This window comes from Parafrankia sp. EAN1pec (assembly GCF_000018005.1).
GTDB lineage: Bacteria > Actinomycetota > Actinomycetes > Frankiales > Frankiaceae > Parafrankia > Parafrankia soli.
In genome coordinates this window covers 2,316,232-2,333,356 of the sequence record NC_009921.1, presented here as the reverse complement: position 1 = coordinate 2,333,356, position 17,125 = coordinate 2,316,232, and the positions used below count along the sequence as shown (strand labels likewise).

10 protein-coding genes are annotated in these 17,125 nt (G+C 72.3%); all 10 read right to left on the bottom strand.

Annotated features, from left to right (window positions below):
* Window positions 1–36: 36 nt before the first annotated feature.
* A complete protein-coding gene (locus FRANEAN1_RS09550) occupies window positions 37–1,077 on the bottom strand; it encodes a type IV toxin-antitoxin system AbiEi family antitoxin domain-containing protein (RefSeq protein WP_347177052.1) in 1,041 nt (346 codons plus the stop codon).
* Between the two features lie 503 nt (window positions 1,078–1,580).
* The gene (locus tag FRANEAN1_RS09545) at window positions 1,581–2,501 is read right to left on the bottom strand and encodes a TSUP family transporter (RefSeq protein ID WP_020459546.1); all 921 of its coding nucleotides are present in this window, start codon (window positions 2,499–2,501) and stop codon (window positions 1,581–1,583) included.
* Between the two features lie 240 nt (window positions 2,502–2,741).
* Entirely contained in the window at window positions 2,742–3,197 is a 456-nt protein-coding gene (locus FRANEAN1_RS09540) for a TerB family tellurite resistance protein (RefSeq protein WP_020459545.1), read from the bottom strand.
* Between the two features lie 253 nt (window positions 3,198–3,450).
* Complete coding sequence (locus FRANEAN1_RS09535) at window positions 3,451–4,314, bottom strand: L,D-transpeptidase family protein (RefSeq protein ID WP_347177051.1); 864 nt, start codon at window positions 4,312–4,314, stop codon at window positions 3,451–3,453.
* 211 nt (window positions 4,315–4,525) lie between these two features.
* Window positions 4,526–6,688: a membrane protein gene (locus tag FRANEAN1_RS09530; RefSeq protein ID WP_020459543.1), complete on the bottom strand. Its 2,163-nt coding sequence runs from the start codon at window positions 6,686–6,688 to the stop codon at window positions 4,526–4,528.
* Window positions 6,689–7,100: 412 nt separating this feature from the next.
* Window positions 7,101–7,700 carry an adenylate kinase gene (locus FRANEAN1_RS09525; RefSeq protein ID WP_020459542.1) on the bottom strand — a complete coding sequence of 200 codons (600 nt, stop codon included), beginning with the start codon at window positions 7,698–7,700 and terminating at the stop codon, window positions 7,101–7,103.
* 243 nt (window positions 7,701–7,943) lie between these two features.
* Window positions 7,944–9,389 carry a glutamate synthase subunit beta gene (locus FRANEAN1_RS09520; protein WP_020459541.1) on the bottom strand — a complete coding sequence of 482 codons (1,446 nt, stop codon included), beginning with the start codon at window positions 9,387–9,389 and terminating at the stop codon, window positions 7,944–7,946.
* A 321-nt stretch (window positions 9,390–9,710) separates the two neighbouring features.
* Window positions 9,711–14,357 carry a glutamate synthase large subunit gene (gene gltB / locus FRANEAN1_RS09515; protein ID WP_020459540.1) on the bottom strand — a complete coding sequence of 1,549 codons (4,647 nt, stop codon included), beginning with the start codon at window positions 14,355–14,357 and terminating at the stop codon, window positions 9,711–9,713.
* A gap of 527 nt (window positions 14,358–14,884) precedes the next feature.
* The gene (gene lgt, locus FRANEAN1_RS09510) at window positions 14,885–16,048 is read right to left on the bottom strand and encodes a prolipoprotein diacylglyceryl transferase (RefSeq protein ID WP_020459539.1); all 1,164 of its coding nucleotides are present in this window, start codon (window positions 16,046–16,048) and stop codon (window positions 14,885–14,887) included.
* Between the two features lie 208 nt (window positions 16,049–16,256).
* On the bottom strand, window positions 16,257–17,054 hold the full coding sequence (trpA, locus tag FRANEAN1_RS09505; protein ID WP_041255705.1) for a tryptophan synthase subunit alpha: 798 nt from the start codon (window positions 17,052–17,054) through the stop codon (window positions 16,257–16,259).
* Window positions 17,055–17,125 lie beyond the last annotated feature (71 nt).

The following is a 17,125-nucleotide window of genomic DNA, read 5'->3' as shown; positions in this document are numbered from 1 at the left end:
CCGGATTGTTCCTCCCGTCACAGCTTCCCGGGCCGGTCACGGGCCTGCTGCCAGCCATCCGGTGACGGCGGCGACGACCTTCGACGGTGAGCGCAGCACGTCGGCCCAGGTGACCCGCCGGACCCGCCACCCCAGGTCCAGCAGCTGGTTCTGCCGCTCGCGGTCCCGGTGCAGAGCCGGCGGCAGCTCGTGGACGGCCCCGCCGTCCGCCTCGACATCGAGCATCTCGCCGGGCCAGGCGAGGTCGAGCCGGGCCAGGACCCGCCCCGCGCCGTCGGTGACGGGCCACTGCAGGCGCGGCGGAGGCACACCCGCGTCGTGAAGCAGAAGCCGCAGGCGGGTCTCGAGCACGGACTCGGCCCGACCGTCCGAGAGCGCCCAGTAGGAGGACACCCGACGGGCTCCCGGGCGCTTCGCGCAGGCCGCGATCGCTTTGCCCAGCCCCGCCACCAGCCCGCAGTGCAACGCCGCGTCGATCATCGCGATCGCGTCGTCGCGTGAGCTGGCCAGGACGAGGTCCGCGAGGGTCCGGTCCGGGCCGGTGACGGGGATGCCGTCGAGATCGACCAGTTCGTCGGCCCCGACCGGCCCGAAGTGGCTGATCGTTCCCTCCATCTGCTTCCGGGAACCGTGAACCGGCAGCCGGAGGTGCACCGGCTCGTTGTCGGCGGGCCTGGGAAGACCCTCGAAGCCCAGCAGCCGGCCGGCCGTCACGCCACACGCCACCGCGCCGGGACGGGCCAGAAGCGCGGCGCGAACGCGCAGCCGAAGCGGCAACCGGGCTTTAGCGGCCGAGTCGGTGAAATCGACGGCCGGCCAGAAGGGCGCCGTGGTGGTGGCCATCCCCGGAATGGTTCGCTGCCACGGCGCGGAGTGAGGCGGCGGGCCGTGATCAGACCGGCGGCCGCCGATCTCGCCATCCGCGCTCAACGTGGCGCCGGGGAGAACGTAGATGCCCTGCCGGGCGTGCAGCCAGATCCCAGAGCGCACCAGGTGCCGCAGGAGATCTGGCGTGAGGCCCGCGCCGAGGGCCTGTCGGGTGGTGATCAGCCCGTGCTGGCGGCGAGCGATGTACACACAGCTCCCCACCCCCTCGTGGCACCGGTGCACCGGGCGCACCTGATGGCCTCGGCGGCTCCCGCGCCCCTGGCGTCCCCGGTAGCTCCCGTGCCCCTCATCGCCAGGGTGGCTCCCAAAGCCCTGCCGCCCCGGCCGGCACCCGTGCCCCTGATCGCCAGGGTGGCTCCCGGAGCCCGAGTGGGTCGGTCCGATCGGTTTCTTCGACACACGGGCACTTTGACCCGATGGACCGATGCCGTCCAACGGGCAGAAGAATGCAATTCGTTCGCCTTTCGGGATTTTCAACGAGGCACCTCCTCGCCCTTTGGTATCCACCTCACCCTTTCCGGGCGACATCCCCCTCGATTCCGTCCCGAAAGGGCGAGAACGCCGACAAAGGGCGAGTGGCTGTAGCGGCCACGACGCGTCTCCGGGCGATACTCAGGGCACGCCTGGTTCACCGCGCTACCAGCCACCGGGCACGACCCCGATCGGCGTTCCCAGCCGCCGGCGCAACCCCGTCAGCCGCGGATCAGCAGGACCGCGGCCACGACCAGACCGAGCACGACCACAGCCGCGCGCAGGGCTGGCGCGGGAAGCCGCCGGGCGACCCGTGCCCCAAGAACCCCGCCGGTCGCCGACGTCACGACGAGGATTCCGGCGTACACCCAGGACACCTGAGCGGTAACGAGAAAGACCACCACGCCGATCGCGTTCACGCCGAACGAGAGCAGGGTCTTGAGGGCGTTCGTCCGCTGGAGCTCGTCGACCAGCAGGATGCCGAGAACACCGAGCAGGACCACACCGAGCCCGGCCCCGAAGTAGGAGCCGTACGCCCCCGCGATGAACACCCCGATCCGCGTGGGCCAGGTGACGGCGCCGACGGACGGTTCTGGCCCGGCAGACGGTTCTGGCCCGGCAGACAGTTCTGGCCCGGCAGACAGTTCGGCCCCGACGGACTGTTCTGGCCTGACGGACGGTTCGGCCCTGACGGACGGTTCGGCCCCGATCGGGCCGCCGGGCGCCTGCCGGGGGGTGGTCGCCAGCGCGGCTGCCCGGCGGCGGGCGACGAGCGAGGCCAGCCTCGACTGCGCGGCCAGAAGGAGGCAGGCCACGATCACCAGGAACGGCACGGCGGACCGGAAGCCGTCCGACGGGGTCAGCAGCAGGACGACCGCGCCGACCAGGCCGCCGAGCATCGCCGGTGGGCCGAGCGCCTTCAGCCTGGACGTCTGTCCGGCTAGTTCTCGCCGGTAGCCCAGGGCCCCGCCCGCGTACCCGGTGACGAGCCCGACCGAGGAGGTGATGTTGGCGGTGAGGGCGGGCAGGCCGGTGGCGAGCAGCGCCGGGAACGCGATCAGGGTGCCGCCGCCCGCCACGGCGTTCACGGCCCCCGCGAGCAGGCCGGCCCCGGCGACGAGAACAGCGTCGGCTGGTCCCACCTGTCCTCCGTCTGGTCGTGACGAGCCGCTGGTCCGCCGGAACGCCACCGGGCGCGCCGGGCTGGAAACGACAAAATCACGTTCGTCCGGACGGGTGGCCGCTGCCAGGAATTGCGGCCCAGGTCACGGCAGCCGAACAGGGCCGAGGGAGCCGGCCCGGGCAGTCACCGATCACCGCGTTCCCGGCGACCGACTATCGACTACTGGCTCCCCCGACCAGCGACCGCGGGCCCGCGACGGTCAGAGGTCGAACTCCTCCGGGTTGATCCCCACCGCGAAGCACGCCTCGCGGATGATCGCCTGCTCGGTCTTGTCGAAGTTGCCGTCGGCGCCGCCGATGACGATGCCGATCTGGATCACGGCGCGGGCCTCGGTCGGCTTCTTCTTGACCTTCCCGATCTCCTGGAGGATCGAGACCTTGCCGAAGTCGAAGTCGGCCTGCAGCTTGCCCAGGTAGTCGTTGAACCGGCGCTGGAGGTCGTCGGCCGCGAAGTTCGACAGCACGTCGTTGCCGACGATCAGCGACGCGACCCGCTGCCGCTCGGCGGGGTCGACGCTGCCGTCCGCCGCGGCCACGAGCGCGCACATCGCCATGCTCGCGTCGCGGAACGCGCCGCTCTTGAGATCGTTCTTCTTCGCGTTGAGCTGCACCTGCATGCTCTGCGCGGACTGTCGTAGCTGGTTCCAGATCGGCACCTGTGCTCCTTTGCCGGTGGCGTGTCCGGTGTCACGAGGATCCCGGCGTCTTTCGCTCACGAAGGTCGCGGGGCCGGACACACCCGACCGGAGTCGGGCGTGCCGGGTCGGTCCAGGCCCGGCCCGGGACCGGGCCTGAACCAGACAAGACTTCCACGAGGTGAACGCGCGGACCGCGGACGACGCTCCCCACCCGACCCGTCCGCACGATTCGGCCGCGTTCGGCCCCGGCGGGGGCACCCGGCCGGGGCCGTCAGCGGACCAGCACCGTCGTCCCGATCGCGCCGATACCCGCCGCCCACAGCCAGTCCATCGCCTCGTTGGTGACCCGAACGCAGCCGTGGGACGCCGCGCGGCCCGGCACGGACACGTAGCCGTGCACCGCGATCCCGTCGGTGTGGAAGTACTTCGGCCGGTACAGGCCGCCGAGTGGGCCCGGGTCCACGCCGTCGACCTGCCGGTACACATGCCAGGTACCCCGCGGGGTGTCGGCGAGGAGGCGCTGGCCGCGCACCTCGTACCAGCGCTCCGTCCCGGTCGAGGTGTTGAGGATCTGGCGGACCGATCCGTCCTGGACGACGAGCAGCAGCTGGCGCGCGACATCGACCTCCAGCGCCAGGCCCGAACCGGTGACGGCCAGCGGTCGGGGGCCCTGCCGGAGCGACGCCCAGGTGGCCGGGCCCACCAAGCCGTCCCGCTCCAGTCCGGCGACCTTCTGGGCGGCGAGGACGGCCTGCACCGTCAGGGCTCCGTAGATCCCGTTGGGCTCGCCGAGCCAGTAGCCCAGCTCGACCAGCCGTCGCTGGAGAGCGAGCACGGGCGCTCCCTGGTCACCCGGGCCGAGCAGGCCCGGAAGGTCCGTCCCGGCCGCGAGAACCGGCTCCGGCGGAGCCGGCGGAGCCGGCGGTGCGGGCGGAGCCGGCGGTGCGGGCGGTGCGGGCGGTGCGGGCGGAGCCGGCGGTGCGGGCGGAGCGGGCGGTGCGGGCAGGACAGGTGAACCGGGCAGGGCGGGTGGGCCGGTTGACGGGGGTGCCGGTGCGGCCGCGCCGGTCGTCGCCCAGGCCGCCGCCAGGCCGTGGCCACCGAGGCCGGTACCGGCGGGTACTCCCACCAGCACGGCGGACATCACCAGTGTGCCGGTCGCTGATCTGGCGTGTTCGAAACGGCGAGATCTGCACCGAGGATCCATACCACCCATAGCCGTATATTGCCTTGCGCGCAGTAAACATCCCCCGGCGGGGACGTCTCATCTCCGCACCGACAATGCGCGGTCTGTCATTCAGAATTATGAATCAGCCAGATAGCCTCCGACATTAACCGCAAAGCGGTCAGTTGACGGCGTTCAACCGGTCGACCGCGGCGGCCGCGTCACCGATGTTGACAAAATCGACCGCGACGAAGGTGGGGCGCCGGCCCTGTTCGGTCTCGCACTGCCTGGACCGCGTGAGGATCCGGTCGGCACGGTTCGCGACCACGGCGGCCTGCCGGCTGGGTGCCGCGTCCGTCACCCAGTTGTTGAGCAGGAGCAGCGGCGATCCCGCGGCTCCCCGCAGGCGGGCGCAGCCGGTCAGTTTCTCCGGGGAGTCCACCGAGAACGGGGTGTCCGACGCGTAGCGGTAGAAACTGCGCAGGAATGTCCCGGGCATGTCCTGGCTCTCGGTGAAGACGACGAGGCGCCGGCCGGACTCGACCATCTCCCGCAACGTGGGCCACTCGCCGTCCTCATCGGCCGGCGGGGTGGCGACGATGCGGGACAGGCCGGCCTGCGCGACGGCGCCGGCGATCTCCGGCGCGGGCACCTGATCCTGAATGATCAACGTCACCACCTCGGTGGGGTTTCGGTCCATCCAGTCCCGGACCTGGCCGAGTTCCGCGGTCAGGTCGAGCGCCCCGAGCTGGCACAGGTTGTGGCACAGCCACAGCCCCGGCCGGGCCGACCGGGCGTTGCGGGTCAGCGGCTCGATGGCCGTGCGGGTCGAGGGCGGCAACGTCTCGAGGACGGCGTCCACCTGCTCGGGCGTCGTCCAGTGGTGGACGTCGAGCAGCAGGGCGCGCACCCCGAGGTCGAGCTGGTGCACCAGTGACGGGTCCTGGGTCGGGCCGAGGAAGCGGTCCTCGCTGGTCGCCATCGCGTTGTGGGTGGCCAGGTAGGTCACCTCATCGTACCGGCTGTCGCACAGGCGGACCTGGCTGTTACACAGCTCCCGCGCGTTCGCCGCGGCACCGGGGAAGGCGAGCCAGGTCAGCACGATCATCATCGGGGCGGCCACGGCGAAGCCGGCGGCGAGGCGGCGGCGCCGGCCGGCCCGGCCCCAGCGCGCGGAGAGTGCCACGAGCAGCGCGCCGCCGAGGATCGCCAGCCCCACCGCGAGCGTCCAGGCGACGATGCGCAGGTAGTCGGACTCGATGTCGCCGTACGCGTGCCGGGAGAAGTCGGCGAGCACCGCGCCGGCGCCGGGCGGCAGCGGCCCACCGGGCTTCTCCAGGGCGAGCAGCGGGTTAGGCAGCAGCATCCGCAGCACCACGCCCAGGACGCCCGCCGCGACCCCGGCGACGACGACCGCCCCCGCCAGCGCCCGCATCCGGGACCGGCCGCGGGCGGCTGCCAGTGCGACGATCGCCACGCAGATCAGCCCGGCGAGGCCCAGCAGCGCCAGGCTGAGCCCGTCGAGCGCCGCCGAGACGTCGTGCAGCTTGGACACGGCGCTGATCGCGGGCTCGTCGCGCAGGTCGGAGAGGCGGACGCCCAGGTTGAGCACGGCACCGTCGGTGAGGTGGGCGCGCATCTCGCCGACCGCCCGCTCGTCGCCCTCGAACAGCAGCGGACCGACCCGGGCCAGCGCTCCGGCCACGTCACCGGAGCGCAGGTCCGCGCGCAGGGGGGCGGCCACCGCGTCGCGGTCCGCCGGCTTCAGCCGGCCGAGCACCGCCTCCACCACCCGGTCGGTGTCCTGCGCCGAGAGCTCCATGGTGGGCAGCGCGGTGGGCGGTCGACCGGCGACGATGTCGTCGAGCGCGTCGAGGACGGAGCGGGTGAACTGGGTGACCGACTCGACCTGGTAGCTCGTGCCGGTGCCGATCTCGCCCGCGATGTAGCGGTTGGCCAGGCCGGAGATGTTGCCGAAGATCGGGGTCAGGTCGACGCTGAACTCGATGTCGTCCTGGCGCGCGCGCAGGTAGTCGACGATGCGCCCGATCTGCTCGTCGGTCATCGCCTCCACCGTCGACGGCGGCAGCACCGTGCGCAGGTTCGCGGTGACCAGGGTGGGGTCGACGGGCAGGCCGGAGAGCAGGGATTCGACGGCGGGGTCGGGCAGCACCTCGGTGTAGAGGCGGTCGTAGGCGTTCGCCTCGGTGAGCGCCTGGGAGTAGAAGTCCGCGCTCAGAACGGTCGTGCGCGAGGTGGCGAGCACGACGAAGGGCAGCCAGAGGAGCGCCAGCAACACGGCCAGCCCCCACTGGCCCGCCCGACGCCGGGGGCTGTCCCGCACGACCCGCCCGCCCGAGGCCCGGGACCGCCCGGCATCCGGGAGGCGGCCGGAACGCCACCCGCGCCTGGAGCGACCGGAGCCACCAGCACCGGCGAAGCCGGCGGGGCTCGCCGAATCCGGCGCGGCCGCGGACTCCGCTCCGGTCGCGCCGGTCGGGCCAGCCGTGGAGGAGGGACCGCCGTCCCTGGGAGCGGGCAGGCCGTGCCTTACATCCGGGGCGGAACCCGCAGGACCCTCAGCTCCCGAGCCGGACATGGCCACCCACCGGCGAGCGCGCGCCCGGATCCCAGAACGCGCCGGCATCCCAGAACCCATCCGGCCATCCCCGACCTGTCACCGCATGCCGTCACTGACAGGTCCAATTTATCCCGCCACGGGATCTCTCGACCCGCCCGGACACCCGAAGGTCACGTCAGGGACGGGCCGCCCGCAACTCGGGATGGGCCGCCGCCGCGAGGATCTCCTCGATACGGGCGGCGACCTCGTCCGGCATGCCGGTGCCGTCTACGGTGCGCAGGAGACCCTGCTCGGCATAGTGGCTGCGCAGCGGGGCCGTCTCCTCGGCGAACACCTTCAGCCGCCGCCGCGCCGTCTCCTGGTTGTCGTCGAGGCGGCCCTCGGACAGCGAGCGCCGGCCGATCCGGGCGAGCACCTCGGTCTCGTCGACGTCGAGGTCGAGGACCAGGTGGAGTGGCCCGCAGGTGGCGGTCAGCATGCGGTCGAGCGCCTCGGCCTGCGGCAGCGTCCGGGGGAAGCCGTCGAGCAGGAACCCCACCTCGCAGTCGATGCCGGTGGCGAGGCGCTCGGCGACCATGTCCAGGACGATCTCGTCCGGGACGAGCTCACCGGCCCGGACATAGTGCTCGGCCCGCCGGCCCAGCGGCGACCCGGCGGAGATCTGCTGGTCGAAGAGCTGACCGGTCGAGATCGCCGGCACGCCGTGGCGCGCGCTGATCCGCGCGGCCTGGGTCCCCTTGCCGGCGCCGGGCGGGCCAAGCAGCACGAGCCTCATGGCCTGCACGGTACCGGCTGGTTGGCTTCCAGTAGAGCCGCCGCGACGGTGAACCGGGGCAGACCGGACGCGACGCGAGCTAGCTCACCCAACGGTCGACCTCCCCAACAGGTGAAATCCACCCCGATCCGCAACCAGGGACCCACGGACGGGTGGAGCCGGGTGGACGGGTCCAATGGCCCCACCCGGACCGGGCCGACGACGATCGAGCCCGGCCGAGCGAACGCCCGGCCGGGCTCGGGGTCAGGGCCGGCGGGTCGGCAGGATCGGAGCCGGCAGGTCTGTCGTCCCCATCAGGTGCCGGTCGACGGCGGCGGCCGCCGAGCGCCCCTCCGCGATGGCCCAGACGATCAGGGACTGGCCACGGCCCATGTCACCGGCCACGAACACGCCGGGCACCGACGTCGACCAACCAAGATCGCGGGCGACGTTGCCGCGGGCGTCCAGGTCGACGCCGAGCTGCTCGAGCAGGCCGGGGCGCTCCGGGCCGACGAAGCCCATCGCCAGCAGCACCAGGTCGCACGGCAGCTCGGTCTCGCTGCCCTCGATCTTCTGGAAGCGCCCGTCGACCATCTGGACCTCGTGCATGAGCAGGGCCCGCACGTTGCCCTCGTCATCGCCGACGAAGCGCTCGGTGGAGACGGCGAAGACCCGCTCGCCGCCCTCCTCGTGCGCACTGGACACCCGGTAGACGATCGGGAAGGACGGCCACGGATTCGCCGGCGGCCGGGAGGCGGGCGGCCTCGGCATGATCTCGAGCTGGTGGACGGACAGCGCGCCCTGCCGGTGCGAGGTGCCCAGGCAGTCCGCCCCGGTGTCGCCACCGCCGATGATCACGACCCGCTTGCCGGCAGCGGAGATCGTCGTCTCGGCCAGGTCCCCCTGCTGCACCCGGTTCGCCGGGACCAGGAACTCCATGGCCAGGTGGATGCCCCGCAGCTCCCGCCCGGGGACGGGAAGGTCACGCCCCACCGTCGACCCGCCGGCCAGGACGACCGCGTCGTAGGACGAACGCAGCTCGTCGGCGGTGATGTCGACGCCCACGTTGCACGAGGTGACGAACGACGTCCCCTCGGCCTCCATCTGGGCCAGACGGTTGTCGAGGACCCGCTTCTCCATCTTGAACTCGGGGATGCCGTAGCGGAGCAGGCCGCCGGCGCGGTCGGCCCGCTCGTAGACGACCACCTCGTGGCCGGCCCGGGTGAGCTGCTGGGCGGCGGCGAGGCCGGCCGGGCCCGAGCCGACGACCGCGACGCGGCGGCCCGTGCGCACCGACGGCGGCACCGGCACGACCGACCCGTCCGAGATGGCACGGTTGATGATGGTGACCTCGATCTGCTTGATGGTCACCGGGTCGTCCCCGATGCCCAGCACGCAGGCCGCCTCGCACGGCGCGGGGCACAGCCGCCCGGTGAACTCCGGGAAGTTGTTCGTCGCGTGCAGCCGTTCGATCGCCTCGGACCAGTCCGAGCGGCGGGCGAGGTCGTTCCACTCGGGAATGATGTTCCCGAGCGGGCAGCCCTCGTGGCAGAACGGGATGCCGCAGTCCATGCACCGGCCCGCCTGGTCACGCAGCGCCGGCTCCGGGAACGACTCGTACACCTCGCGCCAGTCGGTGATGCGCACGTCCACCGGTCGGCGCGTGGGCAGCTCCCGGCGGTGCTTGAGAAAGCCGGTCGGGTCAGCCATGCCGCTCCTGTCGGTTCCATGAGGCCGCTGTGACGTGTCCGCCCCGCGTGCCCCGCTGATGGTTCGGGGACGCCGGCATCGCGTTCCCGGCCGTGATGTCGGTCGACGTTCGTTCGGTCGGTCGTTGGGTCAGTCGACGCCCGCTCGGTCGACGTCCGGTCGGGCTGGCGCGTCATTCGGTCTGGTGCGTCGTACGGTCTGGTGCGTCGTACGGTCTGGTGCGTCGTACGGTCTGGCGGTCGATCTGCAACGGTGCGGAGAATCGTCCTCCGAAAACCGCGCTCGCGCGAAGGATCGCCGCGAGGTGGGCTGCCGCGCCGGTCAGACTCGCGCGGCGGCCATGATCGCATCCTCCACCGACAGGCCCTGCTCCTCGGCGCTCCGCATCGCCGCCAGTACCCGCTTGTAGTCCTTCGGCATGACCTTGACGAAGTCCTCCTGGGCGCCGGCCCAGTTGGCGATCAACCGGGACGCGATGGCCGAACCGGTTTCCCGGTAGTGCTTCTCGACGATGCCGCGCAGCGCGGACCGGTCGTCGTCGTCGAGCGGATCGACGTCCACCATCTCGGTGTTGATGCGCTGGCTGACCGGCTTGTACAGGTAGGCCACGCCGCCACTCATGCCGGCCGCGAAGTTGCGCCCGATCGGCCCGAGAACCACCACCGTACCGCCGGTCATGTACTCGCAGCCGTGGTCGCCGACCCCCTCGACGACCGCGGTGGCTCCGGAGTTGCGCACGCAGAACCGCTCGCCGACGATGCCGCGGAAGAACGCCTCGCCGGCGGTCGCGCCGTAGAGCAGCACGTTGCCCGCGACGGTGTTCTCCTCGGCGCGCAGCGGCGACTCCTTCGGCGGGAAGACGATGATCCGCCCGCCGGACAGCCCCTTGCCGGTGTAGTCGTTGACGTCGCCCTCGAGGGTGAGGGTCATCCCGCGCGGCACGAACGCCCCGAAGCTCTGCCCCGCGGAGCCGGTGAACCGCAGCGAGATCGTGTCGTCGGGCAGGCCGGCGGCCCCGTACCGCTTCGTCACCTCGTAGCCGAGCATGGTCCCGACCGTCCGGTTGACGTTGCGGATCGGCATCTCCAGCCAGACCGGACGGCCGTCCTCGATCGCGCCCTCGCAGAGCTGGATCAGGGAGTTGTCCAGGGCCTTGTCGAGCCCGTGGTCCTGGCTGGCGGTGCAGTGCAGCGAGCCGCCGAACGGCCGCTCCGGGGTGTGCAGCAGCGGGGTGATGTCGAGCCCGGAGGCCTTCCAGTGGTCGATGGCGGCGCGGGCGTCGAGCAGGTCGACCCGCCCCACCGCCTCGGCGATGCTGCGCAGCCCGAGGGCGGCCAGGTGCTCCCGGACCTCCTCGGCGATGAAGGTGAAGAACGCCTCGACGAACTCCGGCCGGCCGGTGAAACGCGCGCGCAGCTCCGGGTTCTGCGTCGCCACGCCGACGGGGCAGGTGTCGAGGTGGCAGACGCGCATCATCACGCAGCCCGCGACGACAAGCGGCGCCGTGGCGAAACCGAACTCCTCGGCGCCGAGGAGCGCGCCGACGACGACGTCCCGCCCGGTCTTCATCTGGCCGTCGACCTGGACGACGATCCGGTCCCGCAGGCCGTTGAGCAGCAGCGTCTGCTGGGTCTCGGCGAGCCCGAGCTCCCAGGGGGCGCCGGCATGCTTGAGCGAGGTCAGTGGGGAGGCGCCGGTGCCGCCGTCGTGGCCGGAGATGAGCACGACGTCGGCGTGCGCCTTGGAGACTCCCGCGGCCACCGTCCCGACGCCGACCTCGGCGACGAGCTTGACGTGCACCCGGGCCTTCGGGTTGGCGTTCTTCAGGTCGTGGATGAGCTGGGCGAGATCCTCGATCGAGTAGATGTCGTGGTGCGGCGGCGGCGAGATCAGACCCACGCCCGGCGTGGAGTGCCGGGTCTTCGCGATCCACGGGTACACCTTGTGCCCGGGCAGCTGGCCGCCCTCCCCCGGCTTCGCGCCCTGCGCCATCTTGATCTGGATGTCGTCCGCGTTCGCCAGGTACTCGCTGGTCACGCCGAACCGGCCGCTCGCGACCTGCTTGACCGCCGAGCGGCGCAGGTCGCCGTTCTCGTCGGGAAGGAACCGGCGCGCGTCCTCGCCGCCCTCACCGGTGTTCGACTTCCCACCCAGGCGGTTCATCGCGATCGCCAGCGTCTCGTGCGCCTCGGCGCTGATCGAGCCGTACGACATGGCGCCGGTCGCGAACCGCTTCACGATCTCCGACACCGGCTCGACCTGGTCGATCGGGATCGGCGCCCGCCCGCGGGTACGCAGCTCGAACAGCCCGCGCAGCGTCGCGTTCTCCCGGGAGAGGCCGTCGACCTTCGCGGTGTACTGACGGAACAGGTCGTACTGACGGCTGCGGGTGGAGTGCTGGAGCAGGAAGACCGTCTCCGGGTTGAACAGGTGCAGCTCGCCCTCGCGCCGCCACTGGTACTCGCCGCCGACCTCGAGGGTGCGGTGCGCCAGCTCGGACGGGACGGTCGGGTAGGCGCGCCGGTGGCGGGCCGCGACCTCCTCCGCGATGACGTCGATGCCGACGCCGTCCAGCCGGCTCGGGGTGCCGACGAAGTACTGGTCGACGAGCTCCTGGGCGAGCCCGATCGCCTCGAAGACCTGGGCGCCGGTGTAGCTCGCCACCGTCGAGATACCCATCTTGGACATCACCTTGAGCAGACCCTTGCCGAGGCCCTTGATCAGGTTCTTCTCGGCCTGCTCGCGCTCGATGCCGGTGAGCTCGCCGCGGGCGAGGAGGTCGTCGATCGACTCGAACGCCAGGTACGGGTTGACCGCCGCCGCGCCGTACCCGGTGAGCAGGGCGATGTGGTGGACCTCCCGGGCGTCGCCGCACTCGACGATCAGGCCGACCTTCGTCCGGGTCTTCTCCCGGATCAGGTGGTGGTGGACGGCGGCCGTCAGCAGCAGCGACGGGATCGGTGCCTTGCGCTCATCGGAGTCGCGGTCCGAGAGGACCACAATGCGGGCACCGTCGGCGATCGCCTCGCTGACGCCGGAACAGATCTCCGCCAGCCGCGCGGCCAGCGCCGCCCCGCCGCCGGCGACGTCGTAGAGACCACGCACGGTCACCGAGGCGAACCCGGGCATGTCACCGTCGTCGTTGATGCCGATGATCCGCGCGAGCTGGGTGTTACTGATCACCGGGAACGGCAGGTGCACCATGCGCGCCGACGCCGGGGACGGCGCGAGCAGGTTCCCCTCCGGGCCCAGCGTGCGCCCGAGGCTGGTGACCAGCTCCTCCCGGATGGCGTCCAGCGGCGGGTTCGTGACCTGCGCGAACAGCTGGGTGAAGTAGTCGAACAGCAGCCGCGGCCGGCTGGAGAGCACCGCGACCGGGGTGTCGGTGCCCATCGACCCGATCGGCTCGGCCCCGGTACGGGCCATCGGGCCGATGATGATCCGCAGCTCCTCCTGGGAGTAGCCGAACACCTGCTGGCGGCGCATGACGGACGAGTGCCCGTACAGGACGTGCTCGCGCTCGGGCAGGTCGTCGAGGGAGATCAGCCCGGCGTGCAGCCACTCCTCGTACGGGGCGGCGGAGGCCAGCTCGGACTTGATCTCGTCGTCGCTGACGATCCGGCCCTGCGCGGTGTCGACGAGGAACATCCGGCCCGGCTGCAGGCGCCCCTTGCGCACCACCCGGTGCGGCGGGATGTCGAGCACGCCGACCTCGGAGGCCATCACGACCAGGCCGTCGTCGGTCACCCAGTACCGGGACGGACGCAGGCCGTTGCGGTCGAGCACCGCGCCGATGACCGTGCCATCGGTGAACGCGATGGACGCCGGCCCGTCCCAGGGCTCCATGAGCGCGGAGTGGAAGCGGTAGAAGGCCCGGCGGGCCGCGTCCATCTCCTCGTGGTTCTCCCACGCCTCGGGGATCATCATCAGCACCGCGTGCGGCAGCGACCGGCCGCCCAGGTGCAGCAGCTCCAGCACCTCGTCGAAGCTGGCCGAGTCGCTGGCGCCGTCCGCGCAGATCGGGAACAGCCGGGACAGGTCGCCGGGGATGAGGTCGCTGGCGAGCAGCGCCTCCCGCGCCCGCATCCAGTTGCGGTTGCCGCGCACCGTGTTGATCTCGCCGTTGTGGGCGATCAGCCGGTACGGGTGGGCCAGCGGCCAGCTCGGGAACGTGTTCGTCGAGAACCGGCTGTGGACCAGCGCGATGGCGCTGGCGAACCGCGGGTCGTCGAGGTCCGGGAAGTAGGCGGAAAGCTGATGGGTGGTCAGCATCCCCTTGTAGACGATGGTCCGCGACGACAGCGAGGGCATGTACACGCCGGTCTCCCGGCGCACCCGCTTGCGCACGCAGAACGCGCGGCGCTCGAGCTCCATGGCGTCGAAGCCGTCGGGCCCGGGCGCGGACGCGGACGGATCGACGGCGAGGACCGCCGTGCCTACGCCGTCAGCGGCCCCGGCAGCACCGGCGATCTCGGCTCCGTCGGCCGTGACGGGCGCGACGCGCGGCCGCGTCGGCGTGCCGGGCAGCGCGAGGAAGATCTGCCGCATCCACGGCTCGACCTCACGGGCGGCGTGGCCGACGATGTGGCTGACGGTCGGCACCTCCCGCCACCCCAGGACACGCAGGCCCTCCTGGCGGACGATCCGGCTGATGGTCCGGACGGCGTCGTCACGCTCGCCGGCGACCTGCGGCAGGAACACGGTGCCCACCGCGTACCGACCGGGCGCGGGCAGCGCGAACTCGACGACGTCACGGAAGAAGCCGTCCGGGACCTGGACGAGGATGCCCGCGCCGTCACCGGTATCGGGATCGCTGCCCGACGCGCCCCGGTGATCGAGATTGCGCAGCACGGTCAGACCCTGATCGACCAGCTCATGACTGCGCCGGCCGTGCACATCGACGACGAAGCCGACGCCACAGGCATCGTGTTCGAAGGTGGGGTCGTAGAGACCTTGCGCAGTCGGCATCCGGCGGTGTCCTGTCCATCTTCAAGGGCCGATGGGAGCGGACGACGCTGTCCGGAGGGCGGCGCGACGAGATGACGGGCTGGTCGCCAGCTCCACGCCTCTACCGAGTGTGCCATGAGCGCGCCGGATCCGCCGTGATCGCTAATGTCCGCCAGGTCACAGCAAGATGACGGCAGATTTCCTGGACGATCAACGAAGTTCAGGTAAAAGGCGTCGATGACAGAAAATGTCACAGCGAGGCAACATCGTTGTCACCGAACGCGTCACCCGGCGACCCGGCCCGGACGGACAGCCGGCCCGGGTGACGACACACTCCCGGTCCGCAGTGTACGGATCTCGTCCGGCCGCCGGTCCGCCCGGCCGAGGAACGGACCGATTCCAGGGTCCGGCGGCCGCGAACGTCCCCCGGGACACCGACGTCCCGGGGACACGGAGCTGTCCTGATCGGGCGGGGGTTCGCCCGAAACATCAACTCGGTCGCGGGCCCGGCGACCGCGCCAGTGATCCCCGCCGCCGGGCGAGGCGGCCTACCCCGACCGCTGGTCGTGGCCGGACGGCGCCGGCAGGCCGGGCGCGGCTGGCTCGGTGACCGGGTCACCGGCGGTCCCGGTAGCGCCGGCCAGGCCGCCGGCGGCGGCGACCGCACCGCTGGCACCGCTCGCACCGCCGCCGACCGCACCGCCAACACCGCTGGCACCGCCACTCGGCCCGGCGGGTCCGCCGGGCGCGGCCTGGCCGTCGGCTGGCCCCATGCCGGGAGCCGCCGCGGTGTTACCGCCGGCGGCCACACCGCCGGAATCCGCGGCGGAGCCGACGGAGGCACCGACCGGGGCGACGGCACCCGTGGCTGCCGTCTCGCCGTCACCGTCACCGTCACCGTCACCGGTGGCGGTGGCGGTGACGGCGCCGTCGGTGGCGGGGCTGGTCCAGCCGACGTCCGGGTCGATCGGGCGACGGACCAACGCCAGCGCCAGCAGGGCCAGCAGGAAGACCGCGATCGAGACCCAGATGTTGATCCGCAGCCCGAGGACCTTCTCCGCGGTGTCGATCCGCAGGGCCTCGATCCACAGCCTTCCGATGGTGTAAAGCGCCACGTAGAGGAAGAACAGCCGGCCGCGGCCCAGCCGCCAACGCCTGTCGACCAGCAGAAGCACCCCGGCGACCGCGAGGTTCCACAGCGACTCGTAGAGGAACGTCGGGTGGTACGTCGCCACGCCCGGGATCATCTGGTGGGCCGGGTCGATACGGACCGCCCAGGGCACGTCCGTCGCGCGGCCGTACAACTCCTGGTTGAACCAGTTACCCCAGCGCCCGATCGCCTGCGCGAGGGCGAGGCCCGGCGCGAGCGCGTCGGCGAACAGGCCGAACGAGACGCGCATCCGGCGGCAGGCGATCCAGGCGCCGAGCGCGCCGCCGGAGACGGCGCCCCAGATCGCCAGGCCGCCGTTCCACACCTCGAACACGGCCAGCAGATCGCCGTCCGTACCGAAGTAGGCCTCGGGGCTGCTGACGACGTGGTAGATCCGCGCGCCGACGATCCCGAACGGGACCGCCCAGTACGCCACCTCGCTGGCGATCACTGGATCCGCACCCCGGGCCCGCAACCGCCGGGCTGTGACGGCGACAGCGACGATGATCCCCAGGACGATCATCAACGCATAGGCGCGCAACGGGACTGGTCCCAGATGCACGACCCCTCGGGAAGGACTGGGTATCGCAGCGAGCACCACGAGCGTCAGGCTATCTCCCCGTACTCAGCCGGCAGCGAGGCCAGCCCGCCGACCACCGACAGACCCACGCCCGCCACGCCGCCGGATGGCAGCGGACAGCGGCGAACGCCTGCGGACGGCGGCAGCCCGCAGGCCGCGGCGAGCGCGGGACGACCGGAGGCCGCCTTGGTCAGGCGGTGGCCGAACGCACGCCGGCGGCGAGCTCAGCCGCCAGCCGCTCGATCGCACCGACGCCGTCGGCGCCGTCCCGCGCGTCGGCCGCCAGGGCCCGGACCAGCGCCGAGCCCACGATGACGCCGTCGGCGAAGCCGGCCACCTCGGACGCCTGAGCACCGGTGCTGACGCCGAGGCCAACCGCCACAGGCAGGTCGGTCACCTCCCGGACCCGGGCGACCAGGCCGGCCGCCTTCACACCGACGGCGGCGCGCGCACCGGTGACGCCCATGGTCGACGCCGCGTAGACGAAGCCGCCGCTGTGCGCCGTCACCAGGCGCAGCCGTTCGGTGGTCGAGCTCGGCGCGACCAGGAAGACCGGGTCGAGGCCGTGGGTGGCGCTGGCCGCGAGCCACGGGCCGGCCTCCTCCGGCGGCAGGTCGGGGGTGATCGCCCCGGCCCCGCCGGCGGCGGCCAGGTCGGCGGCGAACGCCTCCATGCCGTACCGCTCCACCGGGTTCCAGTAGGTCATCACCAGGGTGGGGGCCCCGGTCTCGGCGACCGCCTCGACCGTGCGCAGCACGTCCCTGGTGGTCACGCCGCCGCGCAGCGCGGTGTCCGCGGCGTCCTGGATGACCGGGCCGTCCATCGTCGGATCCGAGTAGGGCAGGCCGACCTCGACGACGTCCACGCCCGCCGCGACCATCGCCCGCATCGCCGCGATGCCGCGGTCCACCGTCGGGAACCCGGCGGGGAGATAGCCGACGAGCACCGCCCGCCCGTCCTTGCGCGCGGCCGCGAAGGCCTCGTCCAGCGGGCTCGGCCCGCCGCGCCGGGCCGGCCGCTGCCCGGACGGCTCGAGCCGGCTCGGCGCCGGCTGGTCGC